19 protein-coding genes and 1 other RNA gene are annotated in these 16,883 nt (G+C 30.2%); 15 read left to right on the forward strand and 5 right to left on the reverse strand.

The features are described from left to right. The first annotated feature begins 139 nt into the window (after nucleotides 1-139). From EL235_RS07480 to EL235_RS07520, 9 genes are all read left to right on the forward strand, one after another. Nucleotides 140-841 (forward strand): Bax inhibitor-1/YccA family protein, encoded by a 702-nt coding sequence (locus tag EL235_RS07480; RefSeq protein WP_066006381.1) that lies wholly within the window; start codon nucleotides 140-142, stop codon nucleotides 839-841. 101 nt (nucleotides 842-942) lie between these two features. Next, nucleotides 943-1,287 carry a preprotein translocase subunit SecG gene (gene secG / locus EL235_RS07485; protein WP_039627213.1) on the forward strand — a complete coding sequence of 115 codons (345 nt, stop codon included), beginning with the start codon at nucleotides 943-945 and terminating at the stop codon, nucleotides 1,285-1,287. Between the two features lie 11 nt (nucleotides 1,288-1,298). Next, on the forward strand, nucleotides 1,299-1,856 hold the full coding sequence (gene frr / locus EL235_RS07490; RefSeq protein WP_039627214.1) for a ribosome recycling factor: 558 nt from the start codon (nucleotides 1,299-1,301) through the stop codon (nucleotides 1,854-1,856). Nucleotides 1,857-1,858: 2 nt separating this feature from the next. After that, entirely contained in the window at nucleotides 1,859-2,467 is a 609-nt protein-coding gene (gene pyrE, locus EL235_RS07495) for an orotate phosphoribosyltransferase (protein ID WP_039627215.1), read from the forward strand. Further along, the gene (locus tag EL235_RS07500) at nucleotides 2,467-2,883 is read left to right on the forward strand and encodes an RDD family protein (protein WP_039627216.1); all 417 of its coding nucleotides are present in this window, start codon (nucleotides 2,467-2,469) and stop codon (nucleotides 2,881-2,883) included. The genes pyrE and EL235_RS07500 overlap by 1 nt, the downstream gene beginning before the upstream one ends. After that, a complete protein-coding gene (locus tag EL235_RS07505; protein ID WP_039627217.1) occupies nucleotides 2,880-3,902 on the forward strand; it encodes an aerobic ribonucleoside-diphosphate reductase Ia, B2 protein subunit NrdB in 1,023 nt (340 codons plus the stop codon). Before EL235_RS07500 ends, EL235_RS07505 begins: the two co-directional genes overlap by 4 nt. A 125-nt stretch (nucleotides 3,903-4,027) precedes the next feature. Further along, nucleotides 4,028-4,195, forward strand: a complete 168-nt coding sequence (dba, locus tag EL235_RS07510) for a disulfide bond formation protein Dba (RefSeq protein WP_039627218.1) — start codon at nucleotides 4,028-4,030, stop codon at nucleotides 4,193-4,195. Nucleotides 4,196-4,204: 9 nt separating this feature from the next. Beyond that, nucleotides 4,205-5,722 carry a disulfide bond formation protein DsbI gene (gene dsbI, locus EL235_RS07515; protein WP_126341159.1) on the forward strand — a complete coding sequence of 506 codons (1,518 nt, stop codon included), beginning with the start codon at nucleotides 4,205-4,207 and terminating at the stop codon, nucleotides 5,720-5,722. Between the two features lie 86 nt (nucleotides 5,723-5,808). Then, entirely contained in the window at nucleotides 5,809-6,441 is a 633-nt protein-coding gene (locus EL235_RS07520) for a protein-L-isoaspartate(D-aspartate) O-methyltransferase (protein ID WP_039627559.1), read from the forward strand. A 93-nt stretch (nucleotides 6,442-6,534) separates the two neighbouring features. On the opposite strand, the gene EL235_RS07900 is transcribed toward EL235_RS07520, so the two are convergent. Continuing rightward, nucleotides 6,535-6,681: a hypothetical protein gene (locus EL235_RS07900; RefSeq protein WP_164717500.1), complete on the reverse strand. Its 147-nt coding sequence runs from the start codon at nucleotides 6,679-6,681 to the stop codon at nucleotides 6,535-6,537. A gap of 258 nt (nucleotides 6,682-6,939) precedes the next feature. On the opposite strand from EL235_RS07900, the gene EL235_RS07525 reads away from it, so the two are divergent. Next, nucleotides 6,940-7,680, forward strand: a complete 741-nt coding sequence (locus EL235_RS07525) for a carbonic anhydrase family protein (protein WP_126341160.1) — start codon at nucleotides 6,940-6,942, stop codon at nucleotides 7,678-7,680. Between the two features lie 11 nt (nucleotides 7,681-7,691). Here the strand turns inward: EL235_RS07525 and EL235_RS07530 are convergent, their stop codons facing one another. Both EL235_RS07530 and typA read right to left on the reverse strand, forming a co-directional pair. Further along, on the reverse strand, nucleotides 7,692-8,324 hold the full coding sequence (locus EL235_RS07530; RefSeq protein WP_126341161.1) for a poly(A) polymerase: 633 nt from the start codon (nucleotides 8,322-8,324) through the stop codon (nucleotides 7,692-7,694). Next, on the reverse strand, nucleotides 8,324-10,132 hold the full coding sequence (gene typA, locus EL235_RS07535; RefSeq protein ID WP_039627222.1) for a translational GTPase TypA: 1,809 nt from the start codon (nucleotides 10,130-10,132) through the stop codon (nucleotides 8,324-8,326). The genes EL235_RS07530 and typA overlap by 1 nt, the downstream gene beginning before the upstream one ends. Nucleotides 10,133-10,259: 127 nt before the next feature. On the opposite strand from typA, the gene EL235_RS07540 reads away from it, so the two are divergent. From EL235_RS07540 to EL235_RS07555, 4 genes are read left to right on the forward strand one after another with little or no spacing between them, the layout of a single operon-like run. Further along, complete coding sequence (locus EL235_RS07540) at nucleotides 10,260-10,598, forward strand: hypothetical protein (RefSeq protein WP_039619431.1); 339 nt, start codon at nucleotides 10,260-10,262, stop codon at nucleotides 10,596-10,598. 3 nt (nucleotides 10,599-10,601) lie between these two features. Next, on the forward strand, nucleotides 10,602-12,308 hold the full coding sequence (fliK, locus tag EL235_RS07545) for a flagellar hook-length control protein FliK (RefSeq protein WP_126341162.1): 1,707 nt from the start codon (nucleotides 10,602-10,604) through the stop codon (nucleotides 12,306-12,308). Between the two features lie 50 nt (nucleotides 12,309-12,358). Further along, entirely contained in the window at nucleotides 12,359-13,372 is a 1,014-nt protein-coding gene (locus EL235_RS08155) for a flagellar hook capping FlgD N-terminal domain-containing protein (protein WP_164717501.1), read from the forward strand. A 4-nt stretch (nucleotides 13,373-13,376) separates the two neighbouring features. After that, complete coding sequence (locus EL235_RS07555; RefSeq protein WP_039627225.1) at nucleotides 13,377-15,002, forward strand: flagellar hook protein FlgE; 1,626 nt, start codon at nucleotides 13,377-13,379, stop codon at nucleotides 15,000-15,002. On the opposite strand, the gene EL235_RS07560 is transcribed toward EL235_RS07555, so the two are convergent. Next, nucleotides 14,999-15,463 carry a hypothetical protein gene (locus EL235_RS07560; protein WP_052243313.1) on the reverse strand — a complete coding sequence of 155 codons (465 nt, stop codon included), beginning with the start codon at nucleotides 15,461-15,463 and terminating at the stop codon, nucleotides 14,999-15,001. The two genes, EL235_RS07555 and EL235_RS07560, sit on opposite strands and share 4 nt — an antisense overlap. A 52-nt stretch (nucleotides 15,464-15,515) precedes the next feature. On the opposite strand from EL235_RS07560, the gene ffs reads away from it, so the two are divergent. Further along, nucleotides 15,516-15,613, forward strand: an RNA gene (gene ffs / locus EL235_RS07565) — signal recognition particle sRNA small type. 3 nt (nucleotides 15,614-15,616) lie between these two features. Here the strand turns inward: ffs and EL235_RS07570 are convergent. Beyond that, the gene (locus EL235_RS07570; protein ID WP_126341163.1) at nucleotides 15,617-16,840 is read right to left on the reverse strand and encodes an HD domain-containing protein; all 1,224 of its coding nucleotides are present in this window, start codon (nucleotides 16,838-16,840) and stop codon (nucleotides 15,617-15,619) included. Nucleotides 16,841-16,883 lie beyond the last annotated feature (43 nt).

Below are 16,883 nucleotides of genomic sequence, written 5' to 3' on the forward strand. Positions count from 1 at the left end.
CTTTTTTGGTTTTGATTGCAAAATTATACTAAATTATTTTTTATATAAATTTATTTTTCATTATATTTTTATACAATTTTAATCTTTTATTTATCTTTTTTTTGTAAATTCTAATTTTAAAAATTATTGGAGGATTTTAATGAGTCTTTATGATAGAGATTATTCTAACTCTAAAACTCAAGAATTTGAAGGTTATGCTAGAAGTGATTTAAGCATTTTTATAAAACAAACCTATCAGCTTTTTGCTGCTTCATTATTAGCTGCAACAGCGGGTGCTTATATAGGAATTTTTGCTTTAGCACATCTATTTGCACAATCTCAAGCAACTTTTTGGATTTTATTTATCGTAGAAATTGGTTTATTGTTTGCATTACAATGGAAAAAAAGAGAAGCTCCGCTTAATTTAATTTTACTTTTTGCTTTTACTTTTGTTTCAGGACTTACTTTAACACCACTTTTATATTCAGTTTTAGCACTCCCTGCTGGAGCTAGTATCATCGCTCAAGCTTTTGCTTTAACAACAGTAGCTTTCGGTGCTTTAAGTGTATTTGCTATGAATACAAAAAAAGACTTTACTATGATGGGGAAAATGCTTTTTGTAGCTTTAATTGTTATCGTGGTAGCTTCTTTAATTAACATCTTTTTCCAAAGCTCGCTTTTAAGTTTAGCTATTTCTGGTATTGGTGCAATTTTATTCTCTTTTTATATTCTTTATGATACTCAAAACATCATTAGAGGAAACTATGAAACACCAATCGAAGGTGCAGTTGCACTTTATCTTGATTTTATCAATCTTTTTATTTCTCTTCTTAATATTTTAAGAAGCTTCAATAGTAGATAAAAATTTGCGAGAAAATTTCTCGCAAATTTCTTTACCTCTTTCAAGTTTTTATCAAAATTTTTAAGTTAAAATACTCATTTTATTTTCAATAAGGAAAATTCATGACTACACTTTTAATTATTTTACAATTTGCAATTGTTGTGATTATTTGTATTGCGGTTTTATTACAAAAAAGTTCCAGTATAGGACTTGGAGCTTATAGTGGAAGCAATGAAAGTTTATTTGGAGCAAAGGGTCCTGCAGGATTTTTAGCTAAATTTACTTTTGTAATGGGTGTTTTACTTATTGCTAATACAATTGCTCTTAGCTATATGTATAATAATGCTAATTCTAACTCGCTTGCTGAAAAAGCAGAACAAATTTTGCCAAAAGCGCCTGAAACAAACACGACTAATATTCCAGTTGCACCAAGTGCCCCAGTTAGCGAAAACAATACTAGCAAATAAAAGGACAAACCATGCTAAATGAAATTTATACTAAGCAAAAACAACAATCAGATAAAAGCCTAGAAGTTTTAAAAAAAGATTTTACCACCATAAGAACTGGCAAAGTAAATATCAACATACTTGATCATGTTCATGTAGATTATTATGGTAGTGCAACTCCACTTAATCAAGTGGCAACAGTTTTAGCAACCGATGCTTCAACCATTAGTATCACTCCTTGGGAGAAATCTATGCTAAAAGCCATAGAAAGTGCTATTGCCGCAGCAAACATAGGGGTAAATCCAAACAATGATGGTGAAAGTGTGAAATTATTTTTCCCTCCTATGACAAGAGAACAAAGAGAAGAAAATGCTAAAAATGCCAAAGCTATGGGAGAAAAGGCTAAAGTAGCCATTAGAAACATTAGAAAAGATGCAAATGATGCGGTTAAAAAGCTAGAAAAAGATAAAGCAATTTCAGAAGATGAAGCCAAAAAAGCTTATGATGAAGTTCAAAAGCAAACCGATAGCTACACAGCAAAGGTAGATGAATTAGTTAAAAATAAAGAAGCGGAACTTTTAAAGGTTTAATAATGAACTTAGAACAAATTTATAAAGATTGTGGGGCATATTTACAAGGACATTTCTTACTTAGCTCAGGAAAACACTCTGAGTTTTATCTTCAAAGTGCTAAAGTTTTAGAAAATCCAAAACTAGCAGGTGAGCTTTGCGAGGAGCTTGCAAAAGTTATTGCTAGTTTTAATATTGAATTTAATAGCATTTGCTCTCCTGCTTTGGGTGGAATTTTAGCAGGTTATGAGCTTGCTAGAGCTTGTAACAAACGCTTTATTTTCACTGAACGTGTAGAAGGAGTAATGAGCCTTAGACGCGGTTTTGAAGTAAAAAAAGGCGAAAAATTTATCGTTTGTGAAGATATTATTACAACAGGTGGTTCTGCACTTGAGAGTGCGAAAATCATCGAAAGTTTAGGTGGGGAAGTGGTAGGCTTTGCAGCTTTGGCAAATCGTGGCTTTTGCACAGTAAAAAATTTAAACAATCCAAGAAAAGAAAATGCAAAATTGCCTGAAAATTTACCACTTTTTGCACTAGGAAATTTTGAATTTGACATTTATGAAGCAAATGCTTGTCCACTTTGTAAAAAGGGCACCAAAGCTATCAAACCTGGTAGTCGTGGAAACTAATGAAAACTAAAGCAAAAATAGCTACTCGCTTTTTAAGATTTAAGGCTTTTTTAATTGATCTATTTTTGCTTTACGTGCCTATTTTATATTTATTTTATTTTACACTTGGCTCTAAAGAAGCTTTTTTAAATAATCAATTTATAATTTTTTTATGTCCTTTGATTTTTGGGCTTTTACAAGCCTTATTTTTAGTAAAAAAAGCTCAAAGTCCTGGACTTAAAGCTTATGATTTATATTTAATCGATCTTAAAAATGGCCAAAAACTTAATTTTTTTAGAATACTCTTGCGTTATATAATTTTTATCGTAAGTTTTGGCTTATTAATTGGGTTTTTGGTAAGTTTTTTAAGAAAAGATACTTTGGCTTTGCATGATATTTTAAGCAAAAGTGTTATTGTAACAAAGGTAGACAAATGAATAGAAAAAGAATTTATAATCCAAAATCAAATGAAACTTTAAATGATAGAAAAGTATTCAATGGTAATCCTCATGGGATTTTAAATTTCACCAAAGCAAAATACACATGGGCTTTAAAACTTTGGGATTTAATGGAAGCAAATACATGGTTTCCAAAAGAGGTAGATACAACCAAAGATGCATTAGATTATCGCTGCAATTTAACCATAGCAGAAAAAAGAATGTATGATCTAGTTTGGTCACAACTTATCTCAATGGATAGCTTTCAGACTAACAACCTTGCTGATAATATCAATCCATATATTACAGCACCTGAAATCAATGCAGTTTTGGCAAGACAAGCCTATGAAGAAGCAAATCATTCAAAATCTTATGCGGTAATGGTTGAAGCAATATGTGAAAATACAGATTTAATCTATGAAATGGAAAAGCATGATGAAACTTTAAGAGAAAAAAATGATTTCATTTCAAGCATTTATGAAGAACTAGCCGGTGAAGTAGATGATAATAAGCTTTTACTTGCAATGGTGGCAAATCAAATTTTGGAAGGAGTGTATTTTTACAGTGGCTTTACTGCTATTTATGCTTTAGCGCGCGCAGGAAAAATGCTGGGTTCAGCTCAAATGATTCGTTTTATACAAAGAGATGAAATTACTCACTTACTTTTATTTCAAAATATGATCAATTCTGTGCGCAAGGAAAGACCTGATTTATTTAATGATACCAATGTAAGTAAAATCTATGATATGTTTAAAAAAGCAGGTGAGCTTGAAATTAAATGGGGTAAATATATCACTCAAAATCAAATCATGGGTTTTACAGATGATATTATAGAAGAATATATTCACTATCTTGTTGATCAAAGACTTACTGCTATTAACCTTGATAAAATCTATAATGCAAAACATCCTATTAAATGGGTAGATGATTTTTCTAAATTTAATGATCAAAAAAGTAACTTTTTTGAAAGCAAGGTTACAAACTACTCTAAAGGAAGCTTAAGTTTTGATGATTTTTAAATCATCAAAACCATTAATGTTCTACATCATTCAAAATTATATATTTTATATTTTTTTAATATTTTTATTTTATTAAATCCAAAATCATATAATTCACACTTTTATTTTATTTACAAGGAGTAATTATGGAGTTTTTAGAACTTTTGTTAATTTTTATCGCCATAGTTCTCATGATAATCAAACCAGAAAAAGAAAAACTCGCTTTTTCTATACTTATAATTTCATGGGCTATTATGGTATTTGACTATCTAGGTCGCAAATCAGGCGCAATTTTAGGCCTAATGAATCTATAAGGTGGTAATATGTGTGATATTAACAAAACTAAATTCTTTTACTTTTTAATGTGTTTAGCAGGTTTTTTAGTTATCCTAATGCCTGTTGGAACTGCAAACTTAATTTTTGGTTATATGCTAGGTGATAGCCCTTGTACTTCTTGCTGGGGTCAAAGAGAATCTATGATTTATATCGGTGTAGCGGCTTTATTTATCGTGCGTTATGGTATAAAAGGTAAATTTTTAGCTTTCCTTTTGATTGCAACTGCTTTTGGCTTATGGCAATCATTCAACCATATAAGTGGTCATGCACATCGTGATCTTGATCAAGGTTTTGGTTTGCCTATTTTTGGTTTGCATACTTATTTTTGGGCTGAAGTGGTATTTTGGGCTGTAGTTTTACTGCTTGGTGTTATTTTTGCTTTTGCTCCAAAATTTGGTTCTTTTGAAAAAGAGATGGAAGGTGCTAGCTTTAGAAAATTAACCAAATTTAATCTAGCTGCTATGGTTATTGTTGCATTTATCGTGGCTTCAAATGTATTCCAAGCTTTCGTAAGTACCGGTCCTATTCCATATAGTGGACAAGGTGATCCTGTTCGTTTTAGCTTGAATCCAAAATATATTATTTGGGATGATTCAGGCTGGAGCAAAAGCTGGAAAAGTGTTTCTTTCTTAGGAAAGCGTGATGTTAAAGAACCTGATTTTGCTTTTGCGCCTGCAAGTGAAAAATTAGGCATTCAATTTGACAATAATATTAGCAATGCGCCATTTGCAAATATTGATGATAGTCTGAAAATCGCAAGGGAAATAAAAATTGATCTTCCTAAAGCTATAAATACACTTGATTATATTAATGGTGAATATGTTGCAAGTTCTAAATGGGAAGTATTTTTCTTAGATGATAATTTTAGCACCAAAGCAGATTTTCTATTAGATCCATATTTTTCAGCTACAATTAACCCTATCGTGGGGATTATTCCTTATTTAAATGACAAATATATCTTAATGGGTTCTAATAAATCTTTCTTAAGATTTGCGCAAAATCCAAACGCAAATGAAGTTTTACAATATGCTGATTTTGTAAGAGGTGCAAATAATTTCGAAGGACAAGGTAAAGATCTTGGTCGTGGTAGAATTGATACGGTTAGAGCTAAATTCCACCATGTTTTAAGCACAACAACAGATGGAAAATATATGTATCTTGCTACCGTTCCAAACAATAAAGATGCTAAAACTTTTGTAATCTCTAAAATTTCTTTAGCAGATAGAGTTCTTTCAGCTGAATTTACTCCTAAAGCTGACTTAAAAGATGGAAAAACTTTAGGTGATCTTTATGTAACTTCAATGGCATTTAAAGATGGTAAAATTTATGCATTAAGCAAAAAACATAATGTTATTGCTGTAATTGATTTAGATAAAGAAGAAATTGTAAAAACTATTTCTTATCCAGAAAATATCACCAATGCAAGAAGTTTATTCTTCAAAGATGGCAAAACACACATCTTATCTTATCAAGATGGCTCAAATATCCTTTATACACTTGATTAATCTTAAGGCGTTTACGCCTTAAGAACTTTAAGCTAGATAAATAATTTTTAAGATAAAATAACACTTTTATTAAGGAGTGCTTATTGATTCATATATTTGAACAAAAACAGTGTCAAACTATGGCAGAAGAAATTCGCAAAAATACTTTTATTAATGAAGAGTTGTTCGAAGCTTTTTGTTCTACTCCAAGAGAAATTTTTTCACCTTTAAAAATGCATGCTTATAGACTTGATGCACTTCCTTTAATGGGAAATCAATGGATAAGCTCGCCCTTAACTGTAGCAAAAATGACCATGGCCCTTGAATTTAAAAATGCCGACAGTGTTTTAGAAATAGGCTGTGGTAGCGGGTATCAAGCTGCAATTTTGAGCAAGCTCATTAGAAGAGTTTTCACCATAGAACGCATTGAAAAACTTGCAATTAGTGCTATAGAAAAATTTAAAAAACTAAACTATGCTAATATTCATGTAAAATTTGATGATGGGCAAAATGGTTGGAAAAATTATGCACCTTATGATAGAATTTTATTCTCAGCTTTTGCAGAGCACATTCCAAATGTATTATTCGATCAACTTGAAAATAATGGAATTTTAGTAGCTCCTTTACTCATAGGAAATCAACAATTTATTACTAAATTTACCAAAAAAGACGGAGAAATTAGTAAAGAAGTTTTAGATGAATGCTTTTTTGTGCCTATCAAAGATGGCAAAGAAAGCTAAAATTTCATTTTTAAAACAATAAAACCATATTCATCTTTATATTCACCCTCTTGTATAAAACTATTTTTCTGATAAAATTTATACACCTTATAATTATCTTTTATTTAATTCAACATATTTCAAATGATAATCACTTATGGTTTTAGATATTAAAGCACTCCATATAGCTTGATTAAAATATTTTGATCTTAAAAACAACATTTCAATTTTATCATCCACAAATACTAAAAATCCAATCATTTAGTCTTTATCATAGCAAATCAAATAATTTAAACTAAAAAATACTTAAGAATTTAAAAGATCATTTTTAATCTTTTCTCTATCAAAATTAGATAAAAAATCATGAGAATTTTTCACACTATCCTCTGATATATCAATCAATTTATCCTTGATATCATCTGTAATTTCTTCATAATATTTAATTTTAATGTAATTATTTTTAAACATAAGCTTCTTATATGGTACATTTTTTTATAATTATACTAAAAAAGGAATATTATGAAATTGAAAACATTACTTTTTAGCTTATTTGCCACTAGCATGCTTTTTGCCTATGAACAAATGCCACAAAATGCCTCGCATGGAAATTTTTTAGACAAAGATAAATGGAAAAATTTGGATAAAAATTGGGTTTATTGCGAAAGTGGTTTAAACCAAAATTTTATCAATATAAACACCAAAAAAATTATTAATAAAAATCACTCTTTTGAATTTAACTACACCAATGATTCTTTTGGTCTAATAAATGATGGTTATACCATAAAAATGCATTTTGCAAGCAATGGAAGTCATATTGTGCTAGATAATACAGCATATAATTTATCTCATTTTCACTTTCACGCTCCATCAAAAATTTCTATTGATAAAAAATCTTATCCTTTAGAAATTCATTTTAGTCATGTAAGTCAAAAAGGTGATATAGTAGTGGTTGCGTTATTTTTACAAGAAGGCAAAGAAAATCCTTTTATTAAAAAAATTATTCGTGCTTTTCCTAAAAAAGAAGGTGATAAACTTTATGTGCAAGGTTTAAACGCCAATGAATTATTACCAAATAATACTCAATCCTTTTATATCTTTAAAAATAAACTCAACAAGCCTTGTGATCAAAAAATCACTTGGATAGTTTTAAAAGACATAAGCTATGCTTCTAAAGAGCAAATCCAAACCATACAAAATTTAATGGGAAAAAATGAGAATTTAAAAATACAAGAAATTAATAATTTAGAACAAAATGATTAAGCAAACTAAGCTTAATCATTTATAAAAGCTTGAATTTTTTCTAAATTAACTCTAAAAAGTTTAAAATTTAACTCGCAAGATATTTTTAAATCAGCAAAAAAAGGATTTTTCAAACTTGCTATAAGCAAATAATCATCTTTTTTCAAAACTCTTTGTGTAGAAAATTCTTTATCCTTTACCTTTTCAAAAATACTTTCACTTGAATTAATATCTTCTTTTAACTTCTTACTATAAAGCAAAATTCCGCAAAAGAAATTCCCAAAGTCATCTTTAAATTTCACATCATAAAGGGTAAAATCGTCAAAAATAAAAGAATTTTGAGAATGATAAGTTTTTAAAGAAAAATCAAAAGCAATTTTTTCAAAATCTTTTTGATTAAAGCCTTGTTTATCAAATTTAGCATTGTTTTGTTTTAAAAATTCCTCACACATTTTAAATACAAGCTCATTGCATCCCCACATAAGCTTTCTTCCTAAAATTCTAAAAAACAAAACTCCTGCTAAAACAGCAAAAAACAAAGCCATAATTATATCTTTGCTAAATTGAAAAGCAAGAAAAAATATAACCAAAGCTTCAGCAAATGCTAAAATTTGTAAAGCTTTGAGTCTTTTATTTAAAGCTTGCCTTATGGCTTCAAAATCCATTAAGACTTAGCCTTTTCCATTCTTTTTCTTTGAGTAGGATCGAGATATCTTTTTCTAACTCTAATATTTTGCGGAGTAACCTCTACAAGCTCATCTTCTTCTATCCACTCTAATGCTCTTTCAAGGCTTAATTTTCTAGGTGGCACAAGCTTAATCGCATCATCACTTCCGCTTGCCCTAACATTAGTTAAATTTTTACCTTTAATAGGATTAACATCTAAATCATTTGGGCGTGAATGTTCACCTATAATCATACCTGTATATACTTTTGTTTGAGGATCGATAAACAATACCCCTCTATCTTGTAGGTTAAATAAAGAATACCCTAGTGCAACACCATTCTCCATAGAAATCAACGCACCATTATTTCTTTTTTCAACTGCTCCACTAAATGGACGAAACTCTAAAAAGCTATGGTTCATCACACCCTCGCCTTTAGTATCTGTTAAAAATTGTGATCTAAATCCTATAAGCCCACGTGCAGGAATTTCAAACTCAAGTCTAGTTTGACCATCTCCAGTTGGTGTCATAGTTTTCATTTCGGCTTTTCTTTTGCCTAGTTTTTCAATCACTACTCCGGTAAAATCATCAGGCACATCAATCACTAAATGCTCAAACGGCTCTGTTTTAACACCATCTTCTATCTTAACAATAACTTCAGGTCTTCCCATGCAAAACTCAAAGCCTTCTCTACGCATATTTTCCGCTAAGATAGTTATTTGCAGCTCGCCTCTTCCGCTTACTTTAAATTTACCCTCACCTGTACTTTCATATTTCATAGCAATATTAGTTTTCATTTCCGCTTCTAAGCGTTCTGCAATTTTATTTGAAGTTACATGTTTGCCTTCAGTACCCGCTAAAGGACCATCATTTACTGAAAACACTATACTTAAAGTTGGCTCCTCTATATGTAAAGGATCAAGTGGCATAGGATTATTTGGATCTACAACACTATCTCCTACATCTAAAGCTTCAAAACCTGCAATTGCTACAATATCGCCAGTTCCTGCTTCTTCAATGTCCATTTTTTCTAGACCCATAAAACCAATAAGTTTTGAAATTCTTCCATTAATTTTAGAACCATCTGCCTTAGCAAGCATTACATTTTGATTTTTCTTTACTCTACCATTAAAAATTCTTGCAATTCCTATTTTACCAACGAAATTATCATAACCTAGAGTAAAAACTTGAAGCTGTAAAGGATTTTCATCACTACCGCTTGGAGCAGGTACGCGCTCAAGTATAGTCTTAAACAATGGCTCCATATTAGTGCTTTCATCTTCAAGTGCGAGTTTTGCATAACCATTTTTAGCAGCCGCATAAACTACAGCAAAATCAAGTTGTTCATCATTTGCCTCTAAAGCCACGAAAAGATCAAAAATTTCATTGATCACTCTTTCAGGATCAGCAGCTGGTTTGTCGATTTTATTAATAACAACAATAGGTTTAAGCCCTAAAGATAAAGCCTTTTTTACCACAAATTTAGTTTGAGGCATAACCCCTTCTTGCGCATCAACTAAAAGCAAAACCCCATCAACCATTTTTAATACACGCTCAACTTCACCACCAAAATCAGCATGGCCTGGAGTGTCTATGATGTTTATTTTAGTGCCTTTATAGTTAATAGCAGTATTTTTAGAAAGTATAGTAATACCTCTTTCTTTTTCTATATCATTACTATCCATCACACGCTCTGCTATTTGCTCACGCTCACTAAAAGTTCCTGATTGCTTTAAAAGCTCATCTACCATCGTTGTTTTACCATGATCAACGTGAGCTATAACGGCTATATTTCTAATATTATCCAAGTTTTTCTCCAAAGTCTTAAAATTAAAATCTAATATTATATAAAAAAAATGCTTAAAAATTAAGATTAGAAAATTGGAACACTTGTTGCTTTTGTCTTGGATAAGAATTATTTTTAAGGAGAAAAATATGTCAAACCTAAATACTCAAATCTTTAACGCTAACTTAGAAAAACAAGGAACTTCAGTTTTAAATAGTAAGCATTTTATGGAACTTTTAAATTATTTAGAAGTTGTAAATTCAAACGAAGAAAAAGAATTAAACTATGCAAAGCTTTCAAGTAAAGTAAGTGAAATTTTAGATGATGCTCATAATGAAAATGCTGTTTTAAACGCTAAAAATATAGAAGAATTGTTAGTAATATTTAAAAACTTTAATCTTTCTCATGAAAATTTAAAACTTGATTGTGCAGCACAATTGCAAAATTTATTTCCAAATTTAGCAAAAAATAATTTTTTAGTAGGTTAATTAATGTCAAATATCCAAACAAGCGATGCTTTAAATTTATTAAACATCGCTCCACAAAATGAAAATCCTAGCAAAGAAAGTACTAATTCACAAAGCGATGGAGAGGAATTTTTAAATTCCTTATTACAAGCAATAAATGAAAAAGATAAAAGCATATCAAAAGATTTTAAAGTACCACAAAAAGAAAACTCAAGCAAAGATAAAGACTTAAAAGACACCAATAATAAACTTTCGCTAGATGAAAAAGATGCTATAAAGCTTTTTGAAGGTGCAAATTTTATGCAAATTCTTTCTTTATTAGAAGTTTTACAAAGTGATAGTAAGGATATAAAATTAAACAAACTCGTGCAAGATAATACTGTTATTTTAGCTCTTGAAAAAAACTTACATAGATTAAAAAATATAAAAAATATTAATGAACTTTTTAATGTTGCAAAAGAGCTGGGGTTAAATATCAAAAATATAAAATTTGAGCAAATTAAAGATTTAAAAGAAACCTTTCCAAATCTTGAAAAAAAAGGTTTTTTTAAAACTTCAAATTTAAATAATAAAGACTTAATTGAACAACAAAAACAAAACAATACTAATGTTTTTCAAGATTTAATCAATCAAAAAATTACTAAACTTTTAAAAGAAGAACCAAATACAAGCAAAAATGTAAAAAGCAAAGAAAATGAAGGTATTTCTTTGCTTTCTTCTGCTTTAAAAAATATAGAACTTCCAAAAAAAGATACAAAAGTACAAGTACAAGCAAAAGAGAATATTCAAAACATAGATTTTAAAGAGAAATTTGTAGAAAAAATTCAAATTCAAAATGAAAAAGAAACAAAAAACACGAAAAACATACAAAACATAACCACTAAACATAATAATAAAGCCAATGATATAGAGCTTATTAATATAACTCAAAATACAAACTTAAAAAAAGAAATTAAAGACAATGAAAAAATAGATTTTAAAGAAATATTAAAAAATGAAAAATTAACCACTAGCGAAGATGGCTTTAGTAAAAAAATAAGTTCTGTTTTAGAAAATTCAAGAGATTTAAAAACAGAATTCACGAATACAAAAAACATACAAAATTTACCAAATCAAAATCAAGATTTAAAAGTTAATTTAGAAAATTTATTAGCCTCTCAAGAAAAACAATTAAAAATAGAAAAAAACACTCAAAATATAGATAATTTTAGTGATATTTTTAAAAGTACTAAAGAAATTATAAAAGATGAAAAAGATCATAGCGAGGAAAATTTAAATTCTTATGTGAAAGAAATGAATAGAGTTTCTAATAATTTTGTAAAAAACCAAAATATTCCCATGAAAGAAACTTTCAATGATTTTGCTCAAGAATTTAAAGAAAAATTAGAAAGTTATAAAGCACCTATAACACGCTTTAGTATAACTCTTAATCCACATAATCTTGGGGAAGTAGAAGTAACATTGGTTCAAAGAGGATCTAACCTAAACATCAGCTTTAATTCTAACCAAAACACTTTAAATCTTTTCATACAACATCAAGCTGAGTTTAAAAATGCTCTTGTAAATATGGGCTTTACAAATTTAGAAATGAATTTTAACAACCAAGAAAGAAAAGAGCAAAATCATCCGCAAAAACAAAAAAATAATAACAATAAAGAAGATAAGGTGAATTTTGAAAAAGAAATTCAAGAAAAACCAAGCTTAGAAATGGTTTTAGCAAAATATTTTTAAATGGAATATTTTTTGCTTTAAGCTTTAAAAATATATAAAAAAGGATTTTTATGTCAAATATAAATACACAAACTCTTCAAGGTCCTTTAGCAGCACTTAACACCAAAGATATGCCAAATACTAAAGGAAACACTAGAGCCGGAGAAAATGGTGGAGATGATGGATTGGTTTATAATCCTGGAGCAGAACTTGACAAGGATGCATTTTTAAAGCTTCTTTTAATAGAACTTCAACATCAAGATCCAACCGATCCTATGGATACTGAAAAAATGCTTACCCAAACAGCACAACTTTCAGCACTTGAGATGCAAGATAACACCAATAAAACTATGACTCAACTTGTAAATGCGATGAGTAAATTACAAAACTCTATTGCGGCAAGTACTGGTATGAGTGCATTAGCAGCAGTAGGAAAACTTGCAACAGTTAAAGATAATTATCTTGTAGTAGCAGATGATGATATACAGTTTCAAATCAATATGTATTTACCGCAAGAACCGCAAAAAGGTAAAAAGACTGATATTGATACTGAAGATTTTGAGCTTAAGAAAAATGGCGAGGATAAAATAGATATTACAGGTAAAGTGGATAAAGAAATAGCTGGACCTGGTGAAACTATATATGTAAAATTAGTCGATGATAAAGGTCAAGAAGAAACTGTTAAAGCAGTAGTTGGAGAAGATCAAACATTTAAAATCATAGGACATACCCCAAGCGTTGATATCAAAACAGCTAAGATTGATTCAGCTTACAAATCAGATAGTGAACCTGTAACATTTACAATTTATAATGAAGCCGGCGATCCTGTAAGAACAATGAAAGTTAAAGATATGACCGCTGGCATGAAGCAAATTGTTTGGGATAGAACAGATGATAGCGGAAACCCTGTACCATCTGGAAAATACTATGTAAAAGCAAGCTATATAGGAGAAGATGGAAAAACAGTTAATTCAACCTATGGCGCTTATCCTATCACCGGAGTTAAATTTGAAGAAGGTGAGGCCTTAGTTGGTATGGGCGGTAGCTGGGTTAAATGGGAAGATATTAAAGAGATTACAGGATAAAATTATGTTTACGGCATTTTACAATGGAGTAAATGGGGTAAAATCCCAAAGTTATGGTATAGACAATACAGCTCATAATATAAGCAATGTAAATACGGTTGGATTTAAATACTCTGATGTAGCTTTTAAAGATGTATTTTATAGCACCATAACAACACAATCATACAATAAAGGTCAAACTGGTTATGGTAGTGTAGCAGGAGCTACAAATGATATTTTCGAACAAGGACCAATAGTTTCTACCGATAATGAGTTTGATGTAGCAATTGCTGGAAAAGGGTTCTTTGGTGTAAGCAATGCTAATGGAGTTTATTATACTAGAAATGGTGCTTTTAAGCCTGATGCAAATGGTTTTTTAGTAGATTCAAATGGAAATTATGTGCTTGGAACTATGAATCCATCATTAAAAGAAATTCAGCTAAGCGATAGGGTTTCTAATATGTTTGGTCAAATTCTTGGTCAAAAAGTTACAACAGCTTGGAGTGGAACACCTGGAGAGAATTTTCAAATAGGTGGAGTTAATACTCAAGGACCTATTTCTGTACCTAAAAATCTTTATTTGCCGCCTCAACCAACTCAAAATATCACCTGGAGCGGAAATTTAGATACAAGCACCAAAACAGAAGCAGTAAATGTAGATGTAGATGCTTCTAAATTTGAATTTAGCAAAAATGAAGATGGTAGTGTAAAAATTTCAGGTAGTGTAAAAGATGAGCAAATTTATGGCTTAAAACCTGGCGATACTATATATTTTAAAATTACTGATGAAAAAGGTGCCAGTCAAACATTGCAAGCCACTCTAGATGAGAATTTAGCTTTTAGTATTGATAATCAAAAACTAGATAAAGTAGATTTGGAAACAGCTAAATTAGAATCATCTCATTTAAGTGTGGAAAAAGAGGTGGCTGATAGCTCAGAACTTTCTGCAAAATTAATCAATCCTGATGGTTCTATTAGTTGGGTAAGAGTTAAATTAGATAGAGTTTTACCACAAAATGGAACAGACTTAGAATACAAAGCCGTTGCTCAAGTATATGATAATGATGGCAATAAAATAGGTGGAACCACTGAAGGTTTAATCACCTTTAACGAAGCTGGAGCTTTAGTTTCTAATACCCTAAATTCAGTAGATAATAACGGCACAAGGGTTAATATAAATCTTGGTTCTTACTATGATCCAAATATACCAAATTCAGGTTATGATGGACTTCATGCTTTAAAAAATAAACAACCTTCAGTGCATACACAAACAGATGGTAAAGGCGAAGGGTTTTTGAATAATTATTCTATCAACACAGATGGTACCATTATAGCCACTTTTACCAACGGTGATCAAATAGCTATGGCAAAACTAGCATTGTTTAACTTTATGAATGAACAAGGTCTAGAAAAGCTAGGAGAAAATCTTTATGGACAAACTGGTAATAGTGGCAACCCAACCTTTTTACTTGATGCTAATGGAAAATTTAGTACAGCTACTTTTGAAGGTGGAAAACTAGAGCAATCAAATGTGGATTTATCGGTGGCTTTTACTAACTTGATCACTTTACAAAAAGCTTATGATTCAAGTAGCAAAAGCATTACAACAGCTGATCAAATGATACAAAAAGCAATCAACATGAAACGCTAGTTATTAGCGTTTTCTAGTTGATTAAAGTTTTTTTGATTGTTTTCTAATATATACTTTATCTCTTGCTCAAAAAATTCATACACTCTAAGTTGTACTAAAGCTTCTTCCTCATTTTTATCCATTAAACGCTCAAGCCTATGAAAATTAATCTTTTTTGCATATCTTGGATTTTTCTTTAAAAGCAAGGCGATATTTTTAAGTAAAGCATCCAAGCTAAGCTCGTTTTTCAAAACTCTATCTACATATTCTTTAGAAGTTTGTACTAAAATAGCCTGCCTACTTTTATCATCTGGATAAACTTCACTTGCAATATCAGCTAAAACTTGCCAAATTTCAGCTTTTATGGTTTTATTTGCCACGATAATGGCAGCAAAAGATTTTGCTCTAAATTCCAAAGACAAATGGCTAGGAACAAAAAATTCTCTAAATTTAGATAAAAAGTTTGCTAATATACTCAACATGCTTCACCTCAATGTTTTTTAAGATATTTTAAGATATTATTTCAATTGCCTTCTCTTAGACCTGTGCAATGCTATTTTTAAGCACCGCTTCAGGGTGGGAACACAGCAGAGCACTTAGACTTAGTGTGTGCCGCAGTCATCTGGGAGAAGGTTTTAAAGTTTAAAATACCCTTTAATATCCTCACAAATTCTAAAGAAATTTACCCCATTAATAGTCGGATTTGTTTTAAAATACTCATACATTCCTAAAAAACCATTTTCAAGCTCTTTAGACTTTACTCCATAGCTAATTGACAAAGCTGCTTCTATAAAAGCTGCTAGTTTATCACAATACTTCAAAGCCTTTCCATCAATAGCCTTAAAACGATCCTCATTAACCGCATCTAAACTACCGCTATAAACACTTGGTTTATTATTAAAAATACGATTTTCAAATTCATTTTTTACAAAGGAACTTTCTTCATTTTGTCCTTCTCTAATACCAAGTATATAACTAAATTCTTCCCTGAAAGATAGTGGTATAAAAGGTAAAATTTTCTCATTAATAAGCTTCATTTCATACTCATTGATAATCTCATTTAAACCATCTATGCCATATTTTACCGGAGAGATGATATCTCTAGTTAAACTTTCAGGTAAATCATGAAACAAAGCGCAATAAAAATTGCTTTCTATTCTACCATCGCATGCTTTTACTTCTAAAGAATAAAAATAAGACAAAATAGCCACCACAAGCATATGTCCTAAAACCGCAGTTTCTGGAATCCTTGGAGTTTGTGCCCATCTTTTTTGAAAACGCAAACGTCCGCTTAGATCGATTATTTTAGAAATTTTTTGATTAAGAGCGATTTTTCTTGCTCCGATTAGTTCATAATAGTCTTCTAATTCTTCTTCAACCTTAGCCTTAATCTCATCAATATCACTTAAAAACGAGCTAGTTTGATAAACTATATTAAACTCCCACTTTGTCGCGAAATACGAAGCAGCTTTTAAAATAAGCCTTTCTTTTGCATAATCTTTACCTTGTAAAAAAAGCTCATAGCGTTTTAAAAACTCACCATTTTCAATATCTTGAATCATCGGTGCGATTTTACTTAACACCCAAGCACTTACTTGCTCGTTTTTTGCACGTGTTATCTCATGATACACATCAGGGCGTATATCAGTCACTACTACCCTGCTTAAAAACTCAAAAATACCCGCTTCTATGATAAAACGCATATTGACATCTTTTTCTATTTTAGCAATGAAATAAGCAATGATGAATTTATGCGCTTGTTTATCAAGCTCAACTAAATTTGTCATTCTAGGATAATCATTCCATCTTGATATAGAAGCTGCTTTAAAAATATGTTCTATTAATTCTACGCTAATCATTTATTTCCTTTTTTTGCTGTGATTTTACTTTATTTTGTAATCT

It is taken from the genome of Campylobacter lari, from assembly GCF_900638335.1.
In the GTDB taxonomy this organism is placed as follows: Bacteria; Campylobacterota; Campylobacteria; order Campylobacterales; family Campylobacteraceae; genus Campylobacter_D; species Campylobacter_D lari_E.